Consider the following 22,258-nt stretch of genomic DNA (forward strand, 5'->3'; position numbering starts at 1 on the left):
TGGATGAAGGCGCGCATTTCGGTTTCTTTTCTTATTGTATGGGCTCTGTTTACCTTACCGGTAGCAGCACAGCCAGCGGAGTCTGCCGGGCCACAGCCGGTGAGCTCGCCGGCTCTCGTGCGTGGTGACGGATTTCCCGAGCCCGTATTTGAGCTGCCGGCCTCGGCGCTGACCTTTCAGCCGGCAGCCGACAGCATCCGCTTCACAGTTCGAGAAAGCGACGGCGGCGAGACGTTTTATCCGGCGCGGATCAAATCCGTGCAGGTACCCACCATTCAGCTGAAGAAGCCCGACAGTACACGACTCTATGCCGTCGTCATTGATGCCACAAAATCCGTCCCCGAGAAGCAGTTCAAAGAAAGCATTGCGGCCGCTCGCTCGCTCGTCGAAGCCATGCCCGATGATGCAAGCATGGCGGTGTTTCGTATCAACGGCAAACCGTCCCGGCTGCGCAATTTCACCTCCAATGAAAAAGACCTGCTCTCCACATTAAAAAAGGTTAAGCGCACAGGCAAGGTGACGCGTATCTACGATTCGCTGTTCTTTGCCCTGAAAGAAACGTCCGCCTATGCGAAGAAACGTGACCTCCCCGTCGGCGGACTTGTTCTGTTCACCGACGGGCGCGACGAAGGTTCTTATCTTACGGAAGAAGACTGCATCGAAATCGCAGCAAAGGGACAGGATCTACAGATTCCTATCTTCGTCGTATTGAACGGAGCGGCAAAGAATGAAAGATTATTTAAGCGCATGGCGCTCAGGTCTGGAGGCGAGCTGTTCCAAAAAACGGTGCGCTTCGAAGATCTGACACAGTCCGAAGAGGCTACTGAAGAAACCGCTACGCCCGAGCCCTCCAGCGATAAGCTACAGATTCGTTACGCCTCACTCATGCCCTTCTGGAAGGCATGGCCTGGCTCGACGATTCACGTTCAGGCCTATTATGACGATCAGCTGCTTGGCGGCGCCAGCTATGAGGTGCCCGGTCTGCAAGCGTTTATTGCCGCCCATCCCGTGCTCTTTTTGCTCTTCTTCGTCGTCCTGGCCGGTGTGCTCGCCTCTCTCGTCTGGCTCTTTTTATCAGTGAGGCGCAAACAACAGGCCGAGTCCGCAGAAGAGCCGCGACAGGAAGAGCGGCTGAACATCCCCGACGCCTATGGCGACGTCTTTATTGATATGCGTGATCCGCGTAACAACCCGCCTGCCGAACCGGGGCGCATGATCGAAAGCGAAGACCTTCCGCTTGATGAAAGCGATGATCCTTCATCTGTTAAAGGACGACGCCGGTTTGAAAAAGAGGCCATGACTCTTAACATGAAAGAGAAGGCCTATGTCGTCTTGCAGATGGCCTTGAAAGAAGCGCCCGCCTATGATCTCGGTGTGTTGATCAAGAAGCAGCGCGATCTGAACCGACTCGATCATCGTTACGATCTCTTTCTTGACGAAACCTATATCGGAAACAGCCCCTCGGCAACGCTACCCGTGAAGGATCACGCCCTTTCCAATCTACACGCCAAGGTGAAGCGTTTCGACAAAAAATACGTCATCTTCGATCTGGGCGGTCGAGCCGGCACATTCCTCAACGGTAAGAAGCTGCTCAAGCCCATGCCGCTGCGTTCCGGCGATGAGATTCGCATGGGGCATACGATGTTCATATTCAAGGGAGAACGCGGATAAGAGTGCTGGCAAGATTTCGTGCGGGAAAGTGTGGACGCTGAAGAAGGTTTCCTGCTCTTTATCTATGATGCAAGACTCCGAAATCCATCTATTGAAACGCATGCAGAAGGCCTGCGAAGAGGCCGTCCTTGAGGGCTATGAAGACGCCAAGCTCTCGGGACTCTGCCACGAAGGGGCCTGGGAATGCGCCGTTGAACGGTTGCGAGGACTCAAGCCCGCTGAGCTGCTTAAAGAGTGGCAGGCAGATGAAGTTCACCCCTCTTGAAACAGCCTCTCGGCTTGAGGAATCAGCCCTCCCGCCGGCCGCGCACAAGAAAGGCGCGGCGTTCTCCGATGCCTTTCAAATCAAGCAGGCCTCTTTCTTCGATCGCGAAACGATTCTCAAGCAACCTGGCCGTCTCTTCTGAGATCTGCACCTCACCGGGCAAACCAGCCGATTCCATACGGCTCGCAAGATTGACCGTCTCGCCCCACAGATCATAGATGAAACGCTTCGTTCCGATGATACCGGCCACGACAGGCCCCGAAGATATACCGACGCGCATCTCAATGATCGAGTCGTCGCGAAAGCGGAATTTCTTCATGATCTCCTGTATACGCAGAGCAAACTCGACGACGACAGCCGCATGATCGGGTCTCTCGTTGGGTAGACCGGCCACCGCCATATAAGAATCGCCGATCGTTTTGATCTTCTCAAGCCCGAGTCGATCGAGAGTGGCATCAAAGGCCGAGAAGATGCGGTTCAACATCCGCACAAGTACCTCGGGGCTGTACTTCGATGCAAGCTGTGTGAAGCCGACGATGTCGGCAAATAGCACCGTAGCGCTGCTGAAGCTGTTCGCGATAATACCGCTTCTCGACTTTAACTGCTCTGCAATCGTCGGAGGCAGGATATTCAAGAGCAGGCTTTCGGCCCGCTTATGCTCTTCCTGAGCCTTTTCATACGCCTTCCCGATTTCGAGACGAGCCTCTTCATTTTCCTGAAGCGTCGAACGTACGCGATGCAGAACCGAGTTATACATCTCGGCGATCTGGCCCACTTCAGTAAAGGGCTCGACCGGAACGCCGCTGCTCAGATCTCCGGAATGCTTCTGTTGCTCCATGACGACCAGAAGATCGACAAGATCGGTGGAGGCTCGATGCTCCGATATATTGAGGCCGGCTTTTTCATCTTCAAGCGTTACACGAAGCGGAAAGAAACGATCGATGCCCTTCAATAGCAGATAAGAAAACCCGAAGGCCCAGACTCCGATGGCGACGATACCGGTGAGCTGCACTGCGATCTGTTCAAGACGACCGAGTCCCGTTCCCAGAGCCGCAGCGTCGCCGAATAGACCGACGGCAAGCGTTCCCCATATGCCCGATATCAGGTGAACGGGAACGGCGCCTACGGCATCATCGATGCGAAGCCGTTCAAGCAGACTGATCGTCGGCATAACGAGAAGGCCGGCGACGGCCCCAACAAACAGAGCGGAGACCGGCGACAGAGCATGCGCTCCGGCGGTGACGGCGACTAAACCAGCCAGCGATCCGTTCAGCGGTGCCGTGGCCTCTGCGAATCCAAGGCGCAGCCAGGTGAGCAGCAACGACGTAACCAGGCCGGCGCCGAGGGCAAGCACGGTGTTCGCGATGATACCCGCGATGCGGACATCGAGAGCGAGCGTGCTGCCGCCGTTAAAACCGACCCAGCCCACCCAGAGGATGATCCCGCCAAGCATGGCCATCGGCAGGTTGCTACCGTTGATGATGCGCGGCGGTTGTCCCTCGACAAAGCGGCCCGAGCGAGGGCCTGTTACAAGCAGGGCGGCTAACGAAACCCATCCGCCGACGCTGTGCACGATCGTCGAGCCGGCGAAATCGACGAATCCGAGCGATTCAAGCCAGCCCGGCGTCGAAGGGCCGTAGGCGCTGCCCCAGGCCCAGTGACCGGCAAGAGGATAGATAACGCACGATATAAGGGCGGTCGTAATGATATAAGCCTGAAACCGAAAGCGTTCGGCGACGGCGCCCGAAACGATCGTTGCGGACGTGCCGGCAAAGGCAAGTTGAAAGACGAAGAAGGCCGGCGTCCACATATCAGAAGGCGACCAGGACAGTAAAAAGTGATCGGAGCCGAAAAGGCCTGCGACGGATGTTCCAAACATCAGGGCGAAGCCTGCCACCCAGAAGAAGATGGCGGCGACGCCAAAGTCGGTGATGTTCTTGATCGCGACGTTGATCGAGTTCTTGCTTCGCGTAAGACCCGATTCAATGGCGAGAAATCCGGCCTGCATGAGAAGAACAAGCCCGGCACTGATGAGAATCCAGAGTATATCTGCAGCGGATCGGTCCATCCTACCTCCTCTGCGCGATGCAGGAGCTATTTGCGGTATATAAGTTATCTCAAGAACCGACACGGATGTGGATTCTTAAGATAGCTTGAAAAGAAGCCGTTCTTATGGGCGAAAAAAAACCGGCCTTTCGGCCGGCTTTCTTGATCAGCAGTCGTAGTAGAGAACGAACTCGTAAGGGTGCGGTCTCATGTTCACGATATTCTCAACTTCGGCTCGTTTGTAAGAGATGTAGTTTTCGATGAAATCGTCGTCGAAAACGCCACCCACTTTCAGCCAGGCGTTATCCTGTTCGAGAGCGTCCAGAACCTTCGTGAGGTTAGCCGGAACAGAACGAATCTTCTTCTTCTGTTCTTCCGTCGCCTCATACAGGTTGAAGTCGGCCGGAGCGCCCGGGTCGATCTTATTCTGAATACCGTCAAGACCGGCGAGGATCATCGCAGCAAAAGCCATGTAGGGGTTCGCTGCCGGGTCCGGAGTACGGAACTCGATACGACGGGCCTTCTCGCCGTGAACGGCTACAGGGATACGGATCGAAGCGGAGCGGTTACGTGCCGAATAAACAAGCGATACAGGAGCTTCATATCCCGGAACAAGACGCTTGAAGGAGTTCGTCGTCGGGTTGGTGAAGGCCAGCAGCGCCGGTCCGTGGTGCAGAATACCGCCGATAAAGTACTTCGCCATCTCTGAAAGACCGGCATACCAATCGCCGGCGAACAGATTACGTCCGTCCTTCCACAGCGAGATATGCGTATGCATACCCGAACCGTTATCGCCGAACAGAGGCTTCGGCATAAACGTGGCCGAGTAGCCGTTCTTGCGAGCGACGTTCTTAACGACGTATTTAAAAAGCTGCACCTTATCGGCCTGCTTCAGCGACTCGTCAAGCTTGAAGTTGATCTCAGCCTGACCGGCTGCCGAAACCTCATGGTGATGACGCTCGGGCGGAATACCCATCTTGTTCAGCATCTCGGTCATCTCGGCGCGAAGATCCTGGAACTGATCGTTCGGAGGAAGCGGAAAGTAGCCTTCTTTCTTGCGCATCTTGAAGCCGAGGTTCGGGCTTTCTTCAGCGCCCATACGCCACTGAGCGTCCACAGCGTCGATGAAGTAGAAGCCCTGGTTCATCTCCTGATCGTAGCGGACGTCGCTGAATACGAAGAATTCCGCCTCGGGGCCCATATAACAGGTGTCGGTAAGGCCGGTTGATTTCATATGCTCAACAGCGCGGCGCAGGATCTGGCGCGGATCGCGGCTGTAGGTCTTCGGAACCTCGCCTTTTGCGCGAGCAGGCTCGTAGATGTCGGCGATTACAGCAAGCGTCTTATGCTCGAAAAAGGGGTCCACATAGGCGCTGGTCGGGTCCAGCTTGGCAAGCATGTCGGATTCGTTGATGGCCTTCCATCCGCGAATTGACGAACCGTCGAAACCGATACCATCGGTGAAAGCATCCACATCCATCGCATCGATGTGCATGGTTACGTGATGCATCATGCCCAGAATGTCAGTAAAACGAACGTCGACGTAGTCGATCTTGTTGTCTCTGCAATACTTCAGCAGAGCTTCGGGCGATGTAGGCAGTTTTTCCATTCCAATCTCCTTCGATCTACGCCCTGCGCAGATCCGATTTGTTATTCTTTTAGCAATATCTATGCCAGGGAATACGGGGAGAAATTGGCCTGGAAAGAGGCCTGAGGGAGGCAATCAGCGTACGAAATAAGCAAGATGCCTCAGCAGACCGGTCGATTGAAGGCCTGCAAGCTGGGTTTCCCCGAAAACCGCTCAGGCCTCCGGGGAAGTATCTATCAGGACTGTTGTTTGCCCTCGATGATCTGAAGCAGTACAACGGTGGCGATGCCAAGGCGTCGATCCAGCTTACCGGCCTGATCCATCGAGAAATCGATGCGGAAGGTCGGCACAAATGGGTTGAAGGTTTGCTTCAATGCTCCAACGATCGCATCGCCCACCTGAATATGGAAGGACTGCGGCACCAGAGCGCTTACAAATCGGCGAAAGAGCGCCATGACCATGCTGTCTTCCGTCACGGAACCGATAACCTGCTCCTGAGCATCAAGCAGCTCCCAGGAATCGCGAAGCAGGGACTTCAGGCCCTTGCGTCGGATGGTGCCCACGCGCTGATTCGTTGTGGCGTCAGTTACGTCATAAGAAGCGCTGAAGTCGATGACGCTACGAGCGCCAATATGAAGCAGCTCCTTGCTTGCCGATTCGTCAGAAAAAACGCGGATGTCTTCTTTCAGTTTGAAGGCCTTCTGCTTCACGAAAAAGAGCAGCTCTTTCTGCTCACCGTCAAAAATGCGGATCTCGCCGCCAAAAAGCTTCCAGAATTTCTTCCGGGCAAAGTATGTCGTCAGTTGATAGGGATTCATGCGATCATGACGCTTTCAGAGCGTCCGCGAATGCAAAGTCTTTTCTTCAGTCTTTCTGGAAAAAACGCGACATGCCGGGCGGCGACGGGACTCATTTCGCGCTGGCTACCCTCCGCTTTCCTCGCTTTGCTGACTCTATGGAACTCGATTTAGTATCACATCTTCGCAGCAACCCCGGCATCGCCCTTGTCGGCGCTACGAACGATTCGACAAAATACGGGAATATCATCTTTCGCGATCTGCGGAAGAAGAACTATACCGTGTATCCCGTCAACCCCCGGGCGACGACGGTGGAAGGCGAAGCGGCCTATAAGAATCTCGAAAGCCTGATCGCCGAAAAATCGGTCGGATTGGTCGTCTACGTCATTCCTCCGAAGCTCACGCTTGAAGGTCTGAAGATAGCCGAATCTCTCGGATTAAAGAAGGTATGGGTGCAGCCCGGCGCCGGCGACGAGACGGTGCGCGCCTATCTTGACGAGCATGGTTTTGAATACCTGATGGATGCCTGTGTGATGGTGCAGACGCGCTGACGCCCGCTCCGCGACAGGAAGAAAACAATTCGAGGGTGAAAAGGGAAAGAAAAAGCCGCCCTTTTGAGGGCGGCAGAGTGGAGCCGCAATTTCAGTATTTATAGACCATACGGACGAAAGTCTGACGGTCGTAGTTCTTTTCGCCGATCAGGTCGTTATCGGTAACGATCGTACCTGGAGCTACGACGCCGGCGAAGGAATCTGCCGTATAGGTATTGATACCGGACAGCTTGTTCGCCTTATAAGAGTCGCCGCTGCCGGCCTGGCCGGTGATGTGAGAGACGCCCATCGTAGCCGAGAAACGAGCGTTCGGGCTGTAGGTTACGCCGAACAGGGTTTTCGTGAAACGAGATCTGCCCTGATCGAAGTTGCGTATAGCGGTGGCGCTCAGGTTCCCATCAATACCGTTACCGGCCTTGATGTCTTCAATGATCATGCGCTCAGCCGTGTCCACACCGTTAGCCACTCCGATCCTTTCGTTCAAAGTGTTTGCTCCCGTTCCCGTCGAGTAACGAGCGACCAGGCCGAACTTTCCAAACGCTGCATGAGCGAACATGTAGTTCGCCTGACCGCGAGAATCTGCGGCACGAGCGTAGTTTGTCGTGAAGAACGTATCAAGGTCGGCGTTGTTATTCGGATCAAGATTTCCGACAGTGTCGTTAAACAAGAGGGCATCTGCACGACGATCGACCTTGATCACCGTTCCACCACCGACCGTCAGTTTCATGATATCGGTTTTGAAGTGCAGATCGACCTCTGTTCCATAGGCGTAGTCCTGGAGAGCCTTCTTCTGACCCGAGATCGCCGTGAACGTGCCGGCTACTGGATCGAAGGCCGTTACGTTGTCGTATTCTTTTCGCTGAACGCCGACAACGTTCTGAAAGCGAAACGGGAAGGCGATCGTCAGCAGGCCCTTGTCTTTCTCGTCTTTTGCAAGAGGAGTAAGGGAGATCATGCCATAAAGGTCAAGGCCGTAGGACTTTGAATCGCCATTGGCCACCGTTGAAAGGCTGGTCTGTCCTTTCGAAGAAAGGCCGTTACCGTTACCCGTTGATTTGTAGCTCTCGCCGTTACCGAGCAGCAGGTGCACGTTAAACAGCTTGTTCTGATGAATCAGAGCGACACCAAGGTCGGTGGAGCTGTTCACGCCGAGCTCTTCCCACATCGCCTTTCCGTCGTCATCCAGATAACGGTGTCCCCAGATGCTCTGAAGAGACGTTCCGGCCTGTCCGTCGACCGTCGGGATGTGCTGCTGGCCGATACGCAGGAAAGTGCCCTTTGCAATCGGAGCCTGGATGTAGGCATACTTGAGGAAGATCGCTGATGCGTTATTGGAAGCCTGGCTTCCCGTTTCGGAATCAAGTGTAATGCGATAGCCCCAGCCCTTCATCTCGCCTTCTTTTACGTCGCCGCGGATGTTCACATACGAGCGACCAACACGAAATCCGTTGGCGGTGTCGATTTCGCCGCTGGGCTTTTTGTCGGCCATCTCGTAGGCTCCCCAGATCTCGCCATCAACGCGAAAAAGGCTATTGGGTACCTTTTCGCCGTCCTTTTCAACCGGGTCGCCGGCCTTCTTATCGTTCCATTTTTCTTCATAGGCAGACAGTGACGATACGCCGAACAGCATGGAAGCTGCCGTAACAATCGCCGCCGTCGTGCGGAAAGATTTCGATTTGTTGAGAGACATTCGCTCTTACTCCTGTAATCAGTGAGGTTAAAACCTTTTGCGATTTCAGGATGATTATTTACGAGCGAAGGTTACGGAAATATGACAGCCGGGTGGCGATCCCGGAATTCGCAGGCTATTCGTTCAGCAGAAAATAAGAACTCCAGAGTCGCTCATTGAAAGCCGGCTTTCCCGCACACTGCACGTTAAGCGTGCTTTCATAGTTAAGAATGAACGGCTTTGCGAAGAAAGTGCGCAATATCCATCTCAGAAAAGGCGAAACGCTCTGTAGTATGTACATCCCACCTCGAAACTCGCCGCGACGGATTTCGTAGCTACAGCCCGACTCGCCTTTAATCTTCCACACGCGGGCAAGCACGTATCCGGAAAAGGGTTCCGTCTCTTCTGCCTCTGACGTCAGACTGACGATACGGTCTTCGCGACGATCCGCTCCATTTCCATAGTAGAGCTTGAGCTTATAACTCTTTTCTTTATCAAGATAGCCGGTCATCTGAAACTGGCCGGAAGGGCCGCGAAATAGATACAGCCGCTTTGCATATTCATGTGGAAGCGTATTGGCGATGATGGAGTCCATACTTGCAACGCCCGTCAGTTCCACCGTCTGGCCATCCATCTGCAACGTCAGTCGCGCCGGACTGCGTAGAATGGGCAGGCCTATGCGAAAGAACTCCACTCCGCGCAGCTTCCAGTCGGGCATGAGCATACCGCTGCTGCCGGGTTGAATCTCCAGCTGTACGTTCGCCTGATCGAATTCCGCCCGCGCCTCAACACGGCCGGCGTTCATTTTCAACTCTCCGCTTCTATTGCTCATACCAAACTGGCCGACAACGACTCGAAGCGATTCATCGGTATGTTCTCTTGTAAAGGAACGGCTCTGCCCCCCGGAGTAAACAAGCATTGAGATGCCGTTGTTCAGCGTTCCGGGACCTACATTGCTGATCATATAGATCAGATCAATATGATAGCCCTTCCCCGAAAAATTGATATTCCAGATTTGAACGTATCCATCATCTTTCAAAGGCTGGAAGGGCTGATATACAGAAGGGACGGCCTGGGCGAACAAGGGAACAGAAAGCAGTATCAGGCCAACAAAGACAATTTTGCGAATCATCTGCCCTCCTGCCGAGCGAGACTGAAGAGAAGCAAGGCTGACATGAATGTCAAGCGAATATCCGAACTTGATTCAGAACCGAGATACTTCTTGCTCGACTTTTCTTTTTCCGTGTTTAAGACGAACGGCAAAAAGCATTGACCGTTGCCAATCGAATCCGTCTACTCTATGAGAGCATCTGTCATGAGAAGATTCAAGATAATCCTGTCTGTGGCCATGCGCCTGGCCATTCCGGGCTCCATGCTGCTTGCCAGCCACTGCCTGCCGGCGCTTGATGCGCCTGATTCACAATCACAGCTTCTAGAAGCCATCTCAAATATAAACTACTGACAAGTACTTTTTGCTTGTACTGCCGAGGGGTTCGTACAAGGATAGCTCCTATAGGAGCTCTATCATGGATATCACAGATGCCCAATGGAAGATCATAAAGCCTCTTATCAAAGAACCAAAGCCACGAGAAGACGGGAGGGGACGGGAGAGAATTGATCCGCGAAGTATTCTAAATGGAATCTTGTGGATTTTGAAAACTGGAGCCCGCTGGCAGGATCTACCGGATAGGTATCCTTCCTATCAGAGTTGTCATCGTCGCTTTCAGGAGTGGACTCGTAACGGCACAATTGAAAAGATTCTCCTGGCTCTGGCGAGAGACCTTGAAGAACGTGGTGGAATTGACATTGAAGAGAGCTTCATAGACGGAACATTCGTTTCGGCTAAAAAAGGGGGCTCAAAATCGGGAAAACAAAGCGTGGCAAAGGGACCAAGATCATGGCAATGGCAGACGCTTCCGGTCTTCCTATCGCCTGCTGGATTGAAAGCGCTTCGCCACATGAAGTCACTCTCGTAGAGAAGACTATTGATCATAAGTTCACAAGAAAAACTCCTCGAAGGATTATCGGTGACCGAGCTTATGATTCCGATAAATTGGATAAACAACTTCGAAAGAGAAAAATCAAGATGATCGCCCCGCATAGACGGGGCCGGAAAAAGGAGAGCACACAGGATGGGCGGGAGCTGCGTCGATATAAACGCAGATGGAAGGTCGAAAGACTCTTTGCCTGGCTCCAGAATTTTCGCAGAATACTCAATCGATTCGAGAGGTACTGGGAGAACTACCTTTCGTTTGTCCGGTTAGGTTGTATCGTTATCCTCCTCAGGCATTTTTGAGATGGCTTGTAAACTCTTCACTGCTCTGTACAATAACGGGAAGCTGTAACTCATCGACAGGGATTACCTTTAACACTACATCGACGCGCTCCCTTTCGTTCGCGCAGGCGATGGATACGTCTGTCACTCCCACGCTACTTGCCGAGGCCTATGACGGGGCGACCTATAATACGATCCCTTCGGCGGGTTCACAAATCAGCTGGAGCGACGACAGAACTCTCCTGATTACGATTAGCTGGGGTCGGTTTCCCGAGCAGACAGATCTGCGGTTCACCGTGTCTGGACTTCTTGATTCGTCGGGCACCCCCGTCGCCGATGCAATCGATAATTTTACGGGGCCTGCGGCGAATCGCGTCTCTCCTGTCGTGGAAGCCGGACAGATGGCATGCTCTTATTTCGATGGAGCGGCCTGGGTGGCCGACGGCGCATGTGCGCAGGTGTATACAGTCGGCGATGCAAACTATCCTTTCGGCCAGGATTCTCACTATACGAACGTTCCTGTGGCCCGTAGCTATTCAGGACCGACCGCTCACGCAGTCTTCACGACGGACTATACGACGACGGATAACGTAACGGGCCTCGTATGGAAGACCTGTAACGAGGGAAAAACCGGCGCCGCATGCGCCGGTGTGGCCACCACGTATACATGGTACGATTCGATCAATGCCTGCAGCGGCTTAAACGCAGCCAATGCAGGATCGGGCTATGCCGGAAGAACCGACTGGCGATTGCCGACCATCCAAGAGTTAAAAAGCCTGCCGCATTACGGAGTTGCAGCCCCTTCCATCGAGGCAGCGTACTTCCCGGCAACCCAGTCAGCGAACCACTGGACGGCCACAACGAACGTCGCGAACATTGCCAATGCCTGGTTCGTGAGCTTCTCCACCGGCGGCTTCATCGATGCCACGGCGAAAACATCGGCCATGGCCGTTCGTTGTGTCTCGGGAAATCTACCGAATACGCGAAGCCTTACCGATAACGGCAACGGAACGATCACAGATAGCGCGACGGGGCTCATCTGGCAGAAGTGCAGCATGGGTCAGGCCAACGACGCCACCTGTAGCGGCGCCGTAACGACGGCTGCCTGGGCGGCGGCAATGTCTTATTGCGAGAATCTGACGCTTGGCGGACGATCGGACTGGAGGCTTCCTTCGGCGACTGAATTGCGCGGCCTTGTCGATGAAACCCGCTTCAACCCTGTCGTAAATCCCGTCTTCTTTCCATCAACTGCCGTAAGCTATTACAACACGGCAACATCAAGCACGACAGGACCGACTAGCATGGTATACATATCGATGGGCAGCGGTCGCATGAATGCCCAGAACAAGAACAGCCCGTACGCCGTTCGCTGTGTGACGAACTGAAAAACACGGAGTAAATGCTATGCAAAAATATTTTAAAAGCCTGGCAGAGTTGAAAAAAATTCGTCCTATCATGACGATGCTCTGGCGGAGTAAAAATAAATCCGTCGTTCTATCCGTTCGCAGGGTCCACAGATTCAATCCTGTGGCTGCGCTTTTTCATCTGTTCCCGATTCTTGCATTCGCTTCCCTGTCGGCTTGTCTTCCGACTCTTCAGAGCCCCGATTCTGGCGAAGCTCTCTTTCATCCCTCTTTGCTCTGCAATCTCACCGGGGATTGCGCCTCACATAACGGACTGTCCACGCCCGCGTTCACACCCGCTGCCGGTCTCTACAATTCATCTCAGAACGTGACAATCAGCTCAGCCAGCTCAGGCGTGCTTCTCTGCTATACGACGGACGGCTCTGATCCGACATGTGATACGACTCCGACCTGCACAACAGGAGCGGCCTATGCAGCTGCCATACCTGTGTCGGCTACGACGACGCTCAAGGCCATCGCCTGTAAGGCCGAGACGGCCAGCTCATCCATCCGCACCGGACTGTATACAATCGACACGACCGCACCGGGAGCGGTTGCGCCACTGAACGCCGTCGCCGGAGACACGCAGATTAATCTATCGTGGACGAACCCCGCAGACGCCGACCTCGCAGGTGTCCGTCTTCTAAGAAAGATAGGCGGATTCTCGGTTGATGAGAACGATGGTACGGTCGTTTACAACGGGCTTTCCACGACGGCCGTCAATACCGGACTGGTTAACGGAACGACATACTACTACACCGCCTTCGCCTATGATACGGCAGCGAATTTTTCGACCGGAACACAGGCATCTGCGACGCCGATGGCCGGAACGGCTAACGCTCCCTCTTACACTCCGGCTGCCGGGCTTTTTAATGCAGCACAGAACGTCGCAATATCATCGACGACGGCCTCAGTCACCATCTGCTACACGACCGACGGATCGGCCCCGGCCTGCGATGCGACGGCTACGTGCACCAATGGCTCAGCCTACGGCGGTCCCGTGGCCGTTTCGGCGACGACGACGCTGCGAGCGCTGGCCTGCCGTGTCGGCTACTTTAACTCAGGTATATCAGACGGGACCTTTTCTATCGATGTGACCGCACCCGGTAACGCCGCCTCTTTCGTGGCCACTCCCGGGAACGGATATGTCGATCTTTCCTGGACGAATCCGGGCGATGCTGATCTTGCCGGCGTTCGCATTCTCAGAAAGACCGGAGGTTATCCGACCGATGCGAACGATGCGGGGGCGACGATCGTTCACAGCGGCCCCGGTACGTCGGCAACGGATTCGGGATTGACCAACGGCACACAGTATTACTACGCCGCCTACGCCTATGACACGGCGGGCAATTTTGCATCGGGCGTGCAGGACACGGCAACTCCCGACATCCCCCCCGGTACAGGACTCTGGGCGCGCACCGTTACAGGAGGCGGCGGAGATAGCGAATTCACTGCAGTAGTATTTGATCCTGTAAGCAATGCCATTTACGCCGCAGGATACATCAAAGGATCCGGCGTCTTCGACTTCGGTAACGGAGTCACTATTAGCGGCTTTTCAGCAACGGGAACGCATCCGGTAATCGTGAAATATGCGTTAGACGGCTCGGCACTCTGGGCGCGCACCATAGTGTCGGGCCCTACTATGACATCGGCTCGATATCAGGCTCTCGCCGTTAACTCATCGGGCGACGTATTCGCGGCGGGAATGATACAACAGACGTCACCGGTGGATTTCGGAGGCGTTTCAGCAACGGGAATTGTGGCAGGAACCACGGCCGTCCTTGTAAAGTACGATTCCTCGGGAACGGTTCTCTGGGCAAGAACTCCCATCAGTGGAACGCAGTCGACGTCATTCGATGCGATCACGATAGACGCTTCGGATAACATCATGTTAACCGGCAACCAACAGTCCACATCCGCAGTGGATTACGGAGCGGGCGTGACCATAAGCGGAGGCACGACAAACGGCAACACACTCGTCGTAAAATATGATAACACCGGTATGCCGCTCTGGGGACGCACCACCCTCAGTGGAATGACTGCAAATCAATCGCGCGGCATCGCCGTTGATCCCATGACGGGAGATATCTACGTGGCCGGCTCGCAAATGGATACGGGCACCTATGATTATGGCGGCGGAGTCACGTTAACCGGCCTTTTTACGACATTCAATCTCTTTGTGTTACGTTATGACGCAGCGGGCTCTATTCAATGGGGCCGCACTACCGTTGCCGGACTGCAAAACACTATCTTCTACGGTGTCGCCGTCGACGCCTCCGGAAACGCCTGTGCCGTCGGTCAGCAGACAAACACCGTAACCTACGATTTTGGCGGCGTCACGTCGACAGGTGCCGGTACAGGCGCTAACTCTGCGCTTGTATGCTATAACTCCTCCGGCGTGCCCCTGTGGGCTCGTACCACAACAGTGGCCGGTGGAAGCAGCAGCCCCTTTAAATCCGTTACTATTGATTCTGCCGGCAATATACTGACGGCCGGCTATCAGTACGGCTCCGGATCATACAGCTATGGAGCGGGAGCCAGCGCAACGGGGTCATATATCGGATACAATCCGAACCTCGTTAAATATGACAGCGCGGGAACGCCTCTCTGGGCCCGGTCGACGATCGTCGGTGCGAACTCCAGCCAGTTTTATTCCGTTACGACGGACGGAACGAACCACGTCTACGCTGTGGGAGCACAGACAGGAGCTACGGGCTACACCTATAGCCCCGGCGTAACGGCGACAGGCGATCATACGGGCGTGAATGCGGTGATCGTGAAGTACAGTCCCTGATCCCGAGAAAGTTGTGGCCTCTATCATCCTGAGGCCACAATTGAGGGCTATCGCCAGTCCCGCAAAAAGGCTACCTGATCCTGTAAGGCGACATAATAATATTATTGTCACGTTACCCGAATCTTTCCATCAGGAACATCATCAGGAACATACTCTTTTCAGTTGACCTTGCCCGCCTTCTGTCCGCTGTGGAATTATGTCCCTTAATCCCCAGCAGGCCGAGGCCGTGATGCAGATTCACGGGCCGCTTCTCGTCTTTGCCGGGGCCGGAAGCGGCAAGACACGCGTCATCACGCACCGCATCCGCAACATGATCTACAAAGGGATCGCGCCCTCCTCGATTGTGGCCGTCAGTTTCACGTCCAAAAGCGCTAAAGAGATGCGCGAACGTCTGATCCACATGATGGGCCGCAAAGAAAGCCGCGGCATCGTTGTCTCTACATTTCATGCACTGGGCAACCGCATCCTGCAAGGTGATATTCGCCTGCTCGGATACAGAGATCCGTTTACGATTCTCGACGGCGACGATCAGTTGAGTATTTTCAGAGATCTCTATCGCTCGTTAAAGATGGATCCGGACGATGCGAAGAAGGAGGGAGCGGCCTTCCTCGTTTCTCTCTGCAAGAACTCGGGCATGTCGCCCGAGGAATGGGCGCTTCAAAGGGCGCTTCCGTTTAACGATCAGATTTTTCTTGAACTGTATACCGGCTATCATCGTACGCTGAAATCGCTGAACGCCGTTGATTTCGACGACCTCATCCTTCTGCCGCAAAAACTGTTTCGCGAACATCCGGAGGTACTCGAACGCTATCATCGACGTTTTCGATACTTTTTGATCGACGAGTTTCAGGATACGAACCCATCACAGTATTCGCTGCTGCTACAGCTTGCCGGCCATACGAGAAACCTCTGTGTCGTTGGCGACGACGATCAGTCCATCTACGGATGGCGAGGCGCCGACGTCGGCATCATCCGTAACTTCGAAAAAGACTTCCCAGAGGCGAAGACGATCCGGCTTGAGCTGAACTATCGTTCCACGCAGCAGATTTTAATGGCGGCTAACGCCGTCGTAAAAAACAACACAAAGCGCGTGCTCAAAGAGCTGAAACCGACGATTGCAGGCGGCGTGCCGTTGCGACTGATGCTTGCCGAGAACGAAGAGATGGAGGCGGAGCGAGTCGCTTCGGTTATCAAAGACAAGATCCTGCGTGAGAACCGCACGCCGGGTGACTTTGCCATTCTCTATAGAACGAACTTCCAGTCGCGCGCCTTCGAGCAGGAGCTGCGCAAACAAAATATTCCTCTGCACGTCGTCGGCGGCTATCGCTTCTTTGACCGCAAAGAAGTGAAAGATACCATCAGCTATCTGCGCGTTCTTGCAAACCCATCCGACGAGGTGAGTCTTCTGCGCGTCATCAATACTCCGAAGCGCGGCATCGGCGAGGGAACGATTAAGAAAATCGGCGAGTATATCGAAAGTCAGTCGGCGAAAGAAGGCCACCGCATTCCCTTCTACGAGGTTCTTCAGCGTATGGAAGGCGGTCCCGGTCTGATCGAGGGAATTCCGTCCAAACAGGCGGCGACGCTACATGAATTTAAAGAGCTGATCGAGCACTACCGGCGCGAATTCTCAAGAGCCCGGAAGATGGCGCCCGTTCTTGCCGCTCTGATTCGCGATCTTAAATTCGAGGCCGAGTTTTTACGAGAGGGCGATAACGATGCGGCGGCGAAGGCGCGCATGCTTAACCTTTCAGAGATCGTGAACATGCTTTCCTATTTCGAAGATCAGTGGGATGAATCGAAGCCGCCCGGCCTCTTTGATTTTCTCGCACGGATCAGCCTGCAGGCGTCGGATCAGGACGACGATAATCCGCGCGGACGCGTTCAGCTGCTTACGCTCCATCTGTCGAAAGGCCTTGAGTATAACGTCGTTTTCCTGAGCGGCATGAACGAGGGCATATTTCCGGCAGGACGATCGCTTTCGGAGGCGGGCGACCAGGACGAAGCTCTTGAAGAGGAGCGACGTCTGTGCTATGTGGGCATCACGCGGGCCCGGCAGGAACTCATACTGACGCATTCGCAGGTGCGGCGGCGCTTCGGCGAAGAAGAGGTGCTTGAACCCTCGCGCTTCCTGTCAGAGATTCCGCCGGAGCTGCTTGAAATCGACGAAGGCCCTTCTGAAGAAGAACTCGCCAGCAGAGAGAAGATGTTTCTCGACGACTTAAAGGCCATCTCGGCCGAGGCCGCTGAAGAAGCAGAAATCCGCGAAGCCGAGAAAGGCCGCGAGGCCGAAAACGAAGCGAACCGGCGCGAAGAAGAACGTGTGCGGGCCCTGCTTTACGGGAAATAAGGCCGCATTAAAAGCAAATGCCTCCCTCCGCCGCAGAAAGCCACACCGTGTGCTAACCTTTTTCAGATTGAAGAGCGGCAAAGGCGGCGCCGACGCCCTTGCCCTGACGTCGCAGCTCATGAAAATCATGAAAGACCCTGTATTCGTCGGGGATGTCGCCGAGACGGGCAAAGTCGATAATAAAGAACTCGCCACGGGCTCCGGTTAATACATTCCCTTCATCGTCAAAAAGCGACGATTCGGTGATGATGCGTCTTTTCTGTTTTTCGGCGACTGTCGATCTAACGGTATGCCTCTTCTTCAGCGGAACAGGCTTTCTATATTCCATATGCAGACGATGGGTAACGACGGTGAATCCGTTCAGCCAGGCGACAGAGCCCATGGCCTCGTCCATTAAAGTTGCAAGAAACCCACCGTGCACATGGTGCGGAGGCCCCTCGACCTTCTTGCCGGGATGAAAGCGAAACCAGAAGGTCTCATGCTTTTCATCATAGTATTGTTCGAGCTTCCTATCAAGAGAGAGAAGCAGCCGCGAAGGCGCAAACGGTAACGTGATGGCATCGGCAGGAATCTGCATATTGACATTTCAATCAATCTCCATGCCCGGTCCAGCCTATTCCGCCTGCTCGCGAAGCACAGACGCTACCAACGCCCATACGACTGTGCGCATCAACATCGCTCCGATACTTTTGACGGCTACAGTTCCATCCGTAAAGTAGATGAATACGAGAGCAAGCAAAACAACAGCGTGGGCAAGTGCAATAATGCCGGCGGGCCACGAAATCTTGAATCGCTTCCAGAGCCGAGCAAAGACGGATGAGAAACGAAACAGTACGGCGAGCAGGAAGGTCAAACCCGCGAAAGCGGCTACCACATTATAGGTAACCAACCAGCGTAGTACGATCTGCTCCGGCTGACTGGCGCCTGTCAGAACGGCCGTCCCCTCGAAGATTGTGGCAACGGAAATTAGAAGAGCCACGGCGACCACCACCCATCGGCTCCACTTTTGCAACGTATATGATTTCATGATGTTTTTCCTTATTAAGAGGTTTATCAGAAGCCAGACATGCGCTCCCGGGAACCGTCCTGCTCCTTTCTCGCCGACCTTCTATTCTTCGTTTTTTCTTGCCCGCCATTAAAATGTTGTCGAAAGATCGTTTATGGCCTAATATTTAGGTACCTAATCTTTTCTGTCAACAGGAAAACCATATGATGAAAGCGCCGTTGTTACTGCCGGGCGACCTGCTCATGAACCGCATCACCGGGAACGTTCTTATCGCGGGGCATGAGATATCGCCCGACACGATCGAACTGATGTTTCGAACGGCGTCGTTCACCGGACTTTTCTCTGCATATCTGGAGCGTCATTTTCAGCGTTACGGTCTCTCGCAGCCGGGCTTCATGCTACTGTTGCTTTTACATACGCAATCCGAGGAAACATGGACGGCCGCACGCCTCGCCGACACGCTCGGGGTTCGTGCGCCGACGATGACGGGCATCCTCGATACTTTACAGAAGCAGGGATTCATAGAGCGACAGCCCTCGCAGCACGATCGGCGAAAAAACAGCATCGTGCTCACATCGACGGGAAGAAAAAAGCTGAAGCGCATTCTGCCCGATCATTTTCGCCGTATTCAGGCCGCCTTCGGACGCCTTGCCACTCCGGAATTCAGGGAAAGCTGTCAGGCCGTCTTTTTGCAGCTCGAAGCGGCGGCGACCGAGCTTGCAGGGAATAACTGATATGCGCTCGCTGTTGACCTTCTTCCTGCAACGTCCGATGGTTGTGACGATCAGCATGCTGGCGCTACTGCTCATCGGTTTTCAATCGCTCGTCACATCACGTAAAGAGGGCTTTCCCGAGATCTCGCTCAATCGCATCGTCGTTCGCACGCTGTATCCTGGAGCCTCGGCCCGCGATGTAGAATCCGAGGTGACGGATTTGATCGAAGAAGAGCTTCAGGAGGTTGAAGGGATTAAAGAAATCCTTTCTTATTCAGAAGAGAACATATCGCGTATCGAGGTTAGAGGGAAAGAAGAACTGAAGCCCGAGCAATTCCGGCGGCTTTACTCCGACGTGGAGAATGCCATCGGTCGTATTGATGATCTTCCGGACGGTATTCGCGGACGTCCGGCGATCGATGATGTTACGACGGCCGATATTCCGATCCTTGAAATCGCCTACTCTGGTTCGCCCGACGCTCTTACCGTTTATCTTGAAGGCCTGGAACGCAGGCTGCGACGCATTCCCGGCGTTTCGGGCATTGATATCGCGGGCCTGCCCGATGAAGAGATCCATGTCTTGATCGATGCAGCGCTTGCCCGAAAACACCATGTCGATCTGCGCATGATATCGAAGGCGCTTGCTCAGCGTAACATTACCGGATCGGGAGGCATCCTCTACAATCCCGACGAAGAGCAGAAGATCACCATTTCGCAGGGGTTAGCATCGTTTGAAGAAATATTGAACACGCCGATTCTCGGCAACACGGACGGCTTTGATGTCAGACTGCGCGATGTCGCCCGTGTCGAAAGAGGCAGAGAAGACGTCAGGCTTATTGTGAGAAATAACGGTCAAAACGGCGCGATTCTGTCGGTCCGGAAGTCGGGTCAGGCCGATCTGCTTGATACGGTGGAAAGGGTTCATCGCTTGCTTGAGAGCGAAGAGTTACCCGACGGTGTAAGCCAATCCGTTCTTGTCGACCAGTCCACGTTGACGAGAGATCGTATCTCTCTTCTCGCCGGAAACGCAGCGATGGGATTCGTTCTTGTGCTGCTTGTTCTCATGTATTTCCTCGATCGTACGACTGCTCTCTGGACGGCCTTCGGAATTCCCGTCACTCTTCTGGGCATGATCGTTTTTCTGAAGTTCAACGATATCTCGATCAATCTGATCTCACTTGCCGGATTTATTATTCTAATCGGAATGCTTGTGGACGATGCCGTCGTCATAGCAGAACAATATCGCTCCAATCGCGAAAACGGTATGGAGCCGCGCGAGGCGGCCACTCAATCCGTCACGCGTATGTTCCTGCCGGTGCTTGCCAGCTCGGCGACGACGATGATCGCCTTTGCGCCTCTCTTTATGATAGGCGGATTCCCTGGAGCCTTTATCTGGACGATTCCGCTCATGATCATCGTAGGATTGACCATATCTCTGCTCGAAAGCTTCTTCTTTTTACCTGTTCACCTTGCTCATGCAAGGCAGAGGGCTCCGCGGCAGAATCGCCTCATGCCTCTGCTTGAAAGGCTTTATCGGCAGTCTCTGGAATTCTTTATACGGCATCGTTATCGGGCCATGGGCGTTTTTCTCCTGATGCTCGTAACATCTCTCGTCACGCTCAGGCTTTCGGTGCGAAAAGATCCGTTTCCGCAAGACGCGGCCGATACATTCTCGATTTCCATTACTCTGCCGGCCGGAGCGACGATCATGCAGGCACAGGCAGAGATGGAAAGCCTTGAGGCAATTTTGCGAGAAAGAATCGGGCCAGACCTCAAAGGAACGAGCATCCGCATTGGAACGCAGATAGAAGACTCTACCGTCGACCGCGGCGCACAGAGCAACCTCATCGTCGCCCTCGTCTATCTTATATCGTACGAAGAGCGGGACCGTACTGCCGAGACGATCATGAACGATCTGCACGATCCTCTTAAAGACCTGGCACGGAAAAACGGGATGCAGTATGCTCTCAATCTGAAACGCCTCGGCCCTCCGATGGGCCGGGCCATTGAGATTCGACTGCTTTCAGATGATGACGTTAGCCGAACGACAAAGGCCCGAGAGATCATGACCTATCTCGAAAGCATTCCCGGCGTTACTCATGTCGAGCTTGATGAACGTGAAGGACTTCGCGAGACCGAGCTCGTCCTCAATCAGGGATTACTCAGCGCAGCCGGGCTTCACAATCAGGATATCCTGACCTCGCTGCGCATAGCGCTCGATGGAACGATCGTTTCCCGTATTAGAGAAAGCGATATGGACATCCGCCTTAAACTCAATCGCAGGATTAATGAAAGCGGCGATTTCATCAAAAAGATTCCCGTGATTAACAGGCTTGGTATCGTCGTTCCTCTGGAGCGTTTTGTGACCGCCGGCGAAGGTCGATCGCCAGCCAGTATCACCCACGTCAACGCTATGCGTTCTACGACGGTTCTCGGCAATGTGGATAACCGAATCATATCGCCGACCGACATCATGGACATTGTAAATCAGAAGTTTTCTCGTGCCGATGGGGTGCTTCTTGAATTCTCGGGTCAGCCGGTCGAAACATCATTAATCTTCGCCGGTCTTAGCTCGGCCTCTGTCGTTGCTCTGATCGGCATCTATCTTATTATTGCGCTGATCTTCAATTCATATACGAAGCCTTTTATCATCCTGCTTTCTCTTCCGTTTATGGCCATCGGAATCGCCTTCGTATTGATCAGCCATGACGTTCCCGGGTCGATGATGGTCGGAGTAGCCGTCGTCGGTCTGATGGGCGTCGTCGTGAACGCATCGATCGTAATGGTCGATACGATCCTGACCGATACGCAAGCGGCCACACCGGGAGAGATTCCGGGCAAACAGATCGTGATCGAAGGAGCCGTCTCGCGTCTTCGTCCCATTGTGCTGACTACAGCGACGACGGTGCTTGGCGTGTTGCCAACCGGCTATGGAATCGGCGGATACGATCCCTTCCTGTCGCATATGTCCCTGGTGCTCGCCTACGGGCTCGGCTTTGCCACGATCATTATCCTGATTATTATACCGCTGCTTTTTATGATCGGAACGGACATCCGCGGAATGCTGGATAGACGAAAGAGGAACGCCTTTTCCTTCTTGACAGCTCTGTTTGATCGGAAAGCCTTCTGA

The 22,258-nt window shown here is 54.1% G+C and carries 17 protein-coding genes; 10 read left to right on the forward strand and 7 right to left on the reverse strand.

The window, feature by feature from the left end; all coding sequences use genetic code 11:
• Positions 1-117: 117 nt before the first annotated feature.
• Together LEPIL_RS12400 and LEPIL_RS12405 are read left to right on the forward strand one after the other, a co-directional pair.
• Positions 118-1,671: an FHA domain-containing protein gene (locus LEPIL_RS12400; RefSeq protein WP_169314813.1), complete on the forward strand. Its 1,554-nt coding sequence runs from the start codon at positions 118-120 to the stop codon at positions 1,669-1,671.
• A gap of 64 nt (positions 1,672-1,735) precedes the next feature.
• Entirely contained in the window at positions 1,736-1,936 is a 201-nt protein-coding gene (locus LEPIL_RS12405) for a hypothetical protein (protein ID WP_002772868.1), read from the forward strand.
• 22 nt (positions 1,937-1,958) lie between these two features.
• On the opposite strand, the gene amt is transcribed toward LEPIL_RS12405, so the two are convergent.
• The 3 genes from amt to LEPIL_RS12420 form a co-directional block, all read right to left on the reverse strand.
• Complete coding sequence (gene amt / locus LEPIL_RS12410) at positions 1,959-4,004, reverse strand: ammonium transporter (protein WP_002772869.1); 2,046 nt, start codon at positions 4,002-4,004, stop codon at positions 1,959-1,961.
• A 144-nt stretch (positions 4,005-4,148) separates the two neighbouring features.
• On the reverse strand, positions 4,149-5,591 hold the full coding sequence (gene glnA / locus LEPIL_RS12415) for a type I glutamate--ammonia ligase (RefSeq protein ID WP_002772870.1): 1,443 nt from the start codon (positions 5,589-5,591) through the stop codon (positions 4,149-4,151).
• Positions 5,592-5,806: 215 nt separating this feature from the next.
• Positions 5,807-6,388: an LURP-one-related family protein gene (locus LEPIL_RS12420; protein ID WP_002772871.1), complete on the reverse strand. Its 582-nt coding sequence runs from the start codon at positions 6,386-6,388 to the stop codon at positions 5,807-5,809.
• A 137-nt stretch (positions 6,389-6,525) separates the two neighbouring features.
• Here LEPIL_RS12420 and LEPIL_RS12425 point away from each other — a divergent pair, with 137 nt between their 5' ends.
• On the forward strand, positions 6,526-6,918 hold the full coding sequence (locus LEPIL_RS12425; RefSeq protein ID WP_143464781.1) for a CoA-binding protein: 393 nt from the start codon (positions 6,526-6,528) through the stop codon (positions 6,916-6,918).
• Positions 6,919-7,009: 91 nt separating this feature from the next.
• Here the strand turns inward: LEPIL_RS12425 and LEPIL_RS12430 are convergent, their stop codons facing one another.
• Positions 7,010-8,608, reverse strand: a complete 1,599-nt coding sequence (locus LEPIL_RS12430) for a hypothetical protein (protein ID WP_002772873.1) — start codon at positions 8,606-8,608, stop codon at positions 7,010-7,012.
• Positions 8,609-8,723: 115 nt separating this feature from the next.
• On the reverse strand, positions 8,724-9,719 hold the full coding sequence (locus tag LEPIL_RS12435) for a hypothetical protein (protein ID WP_002772874.1): 996 nt from the start codon (positions 9,717-9,719) through the stop codon (positions 8,724-8,726).
• 183 nt (positions 9,720-9,902) lie between these two features.
• On the opposite strand from LEPIL_RS12435, the gene LEPIL_RS23485 reads away from it, so the two are divergent.
• The 5 genes from LEPIL_RS23485 to LEPIL_RS12455 all read left to right on the forward strand — a co-directional run bounded on the left by LEPIL_RS23485 (position 9,903) and on the right by LEPIL_RS12455 (position 17,409).
• The gene (locus LEPIL_RS23485; protein WP_002772875.1) at positions 9,903-10,049 is read left to right on the forward strand and encodes a hypothetical protein; all 147 of its coding nucleotides are present in this window, start codon (positions 9,903-9,905) and stop codon (positions 10,047-10,049) included.
• Between the two features lie 61 nt (positions 10,050-10,110).
• A protein-coding gene (locus tag LEPIL_RS23000; RefSeq protein ID WP_086004574.1) for an IS5 family transposase occupies positions 10,111-10,883 on the forward strand; the annotation gives its coding sequence in 2 pieces (ribosomal slippage) (positions 10,111-10,459 and positions 10,459-10,883; 774 coding nt in all).
• Complete coding sequence (locus LEPIL_RS12445; RefSeq protein WP_143464794.1) at positions 10,880-12,247, forward strand: Lcl C-terminal domain-containing protein; 1,368 nt, start codon at positions 10,880-10,882, stop codon at positions 12,245-12,247. Before LEPIL_RS23000 ends, LEPIL_RS12445 begins: the two co-directional genes overlap by 4 nt.
• A gap of 76 nt (positions 12,248-12,323) precedes the next feature.
• A complete protein-coding gene (locus tag LEPIL_RS12450; protein WP_281251507.1) occupies positions 12,324-15,059 on the forward strand; it encodes a beta strand repeat-containing protein in 2,736 nt (911 codons plus the stop codon).
• A gap of 196 nt (positions 15,060-15,255) precedes the next feature.
• On the forward strand, positions 15,256-17,409 hold the full coding sequence (locus tag LEPIL_RS12455) for an ATP-dependent helicase (RefSeq protein ID WP_002772878.1): 2,154 nt from the start codon (positions 15,256-15,258) through the stop codon (positions 17,407-17,409).
• A 52-nt stretch (positions 17,410-17,461) separates the two neighbouring features.
• On the opposite strand, the gene LEPIL_RS22145 is transcribed toward LEPIL_RS12455, so the two are convergent.
• Both LEPIL_RS22145 and LEPIL_RS12465 read right to left on the reverse strand, forming a co-directional pair.
• The gene (locus LEPIL_RS22145) at positions 17,462-17,986 is read right to left on the reverse strand and encodes a PaaI family thioesterase (protein WP_002772879.1); all 525 of its coding nucleotides are present in this window, start codon (positions 17,984-17,986) and stop codon (positions 17,462-17,464) included.
• A gap of 36 nt (positions 17,987-18,022) precedes the next feature.
• On the reverse strand, positions 18,023-18,436 hold the full coding sequence (locus LEPIL_RS12465) for a hypothetical protein (RefSeq protein WP_002772880.1): 414 nt from the start codon (positions 18,434-18,436) through the stop codon (positions 18,023-18,025).
• Between the two features lie 182 nt (positions 18,437-18,618).
• On the opposite strand from LEPIL_RS12465, the gene LEPIL_RS22150 reads away from it, so the two are divergent.
• A complete protein-coding gene (locus LEPIL_RS22150; RefSeq protein ID WP_002772881.1) occupies positions 18,619-19,149 on the forward strand; it encodes a MarR family winged helix-turn-helix transcriptional regulator in 531 nt (176 codons plus the stop codon).
• A gap of 1 nt (position 19,150) precedes the next feature.
• Positions 19,151-22,258 (forward strand): efflux RND transporter permease subunit, encoded by a 3,108-nt coding sequence (locus LEPIL_RS12475; RefSeq protein WP_002772882.1) that lies wholly within the window; start codon positions 19,151-19,153, stop codon positions 22,256-22,258.

Origin of the sequence: Leptonema illini DSM 21528 (genome assembly GCF_000243335.1) — a bacterium.
GTDB lineage: Bacteria > Spirochaetota > Leptospiria > Leptospirales > Leptonemataceae > Leptonema > Leptonema illini.

Excerpts from the sequence above, each read along its gene's own strand:
- LEPIL_RS22145 (WP_002772879.1), bottom strand. The coding sequence starts at position 17,986 with ATGCAGATTCCTGCCGATGCCATCACGTTACCGTTTGCGCCTTCGCGG.
- LEPIL_RS12475 (WP_002772882.1), top strand. The coding sequence starts at position 19,151 with ATGCGCTCGCTGTTGACCTTCTTCCTGCAACGTCCGATGGTTGTGACG.
- LEPIL_RS12405 (WP_002772868.1), top strand. The coding sequence starts at position 1,736 with ATGATGCAAGACTCCGAAATCCATCTATTGAAACGCATGCAGAAGGCC.
- LEPIL_RS12420 (WP_002772871.1), bottom strand. The coding sequence starts at position 6,388 with ATGAATCCCTATCAACTGACGACATACTTTGCCCGGAAGAAATTCTGG.
- LEPIL_RS12430 (WP_002772873.1), bottom strand. The coding sequence starts at position 8,608 with ATGTCTCTCAACAAATCGAAATCTTTCCGCACGACGGCGGCGATTGTT.
- LEPIL_RS12450 (WP_281251507.1), top strand. The coding sequence starts at position 12,324 with ATGCTCTGGCGGAGTAAAAATAAATCCGTCGTTCTATCCGTTCGCAGG.
- amt (WP_002772869.1), bottom strand. The coding sequence starts at position 4,004 with ATGGACCGATCCGCTGCAGATATACTCTGGATTCTCATCAGTGCCGGG.
- LEPIL_RS22150 (WP_002772881.1), top strand. The coding sequence starts at position 18,619 with ATGATGAAAGCGCCGTTGTTACTGCCGGGCGACCTGCTCATGAACCGC.
- LEPIL_RS23485 (WP_002772875.1), top strand. The coding sequence starts at position 9,903 with ATGAGAAGATTCAAGATAATCCTGTCTGTGGCCATGCGCCTGGCCATT.
- LEPIL_RS12465 (WP_002772880.1), bottom strand. The coding sequence starts at position 18,436 with ATGAAATCATATACGTTGCAAAAGTGGAGCCGATGGGTGGTGGTCGCC.
- LEPIL_RS12425 (WP_143464781.1), top strand. The coding sequence starts at position 6,526 with ATGGAACTCGATTTAGTATCACATCTTCGCAGCAACCCCGGCATCGCC.
- LEPIL_RS12455 (WP_002772878.1), top strand. The coding sequence starts at position 15,256 with ATGTCCCTTAATCCCCAGCAGGCCGAGGCCGTGATGCAGATTCACGGG.
- LEPIL_RS12435 (WP_002772874.1), bottom strand. The coding sequence starts at position 9,719 with ATGATTCGCAAAATTGTCTTTGTTGGCCTGATACTGCTTTCTGTTCCC.
- glnA (WP_002772870.1), bottom strand. The coding sequence starts at position 5,591 with ATGGAAAAACTGCCTACATCGCCCGAAGCTCTGCTGAAGTATTGCAGA.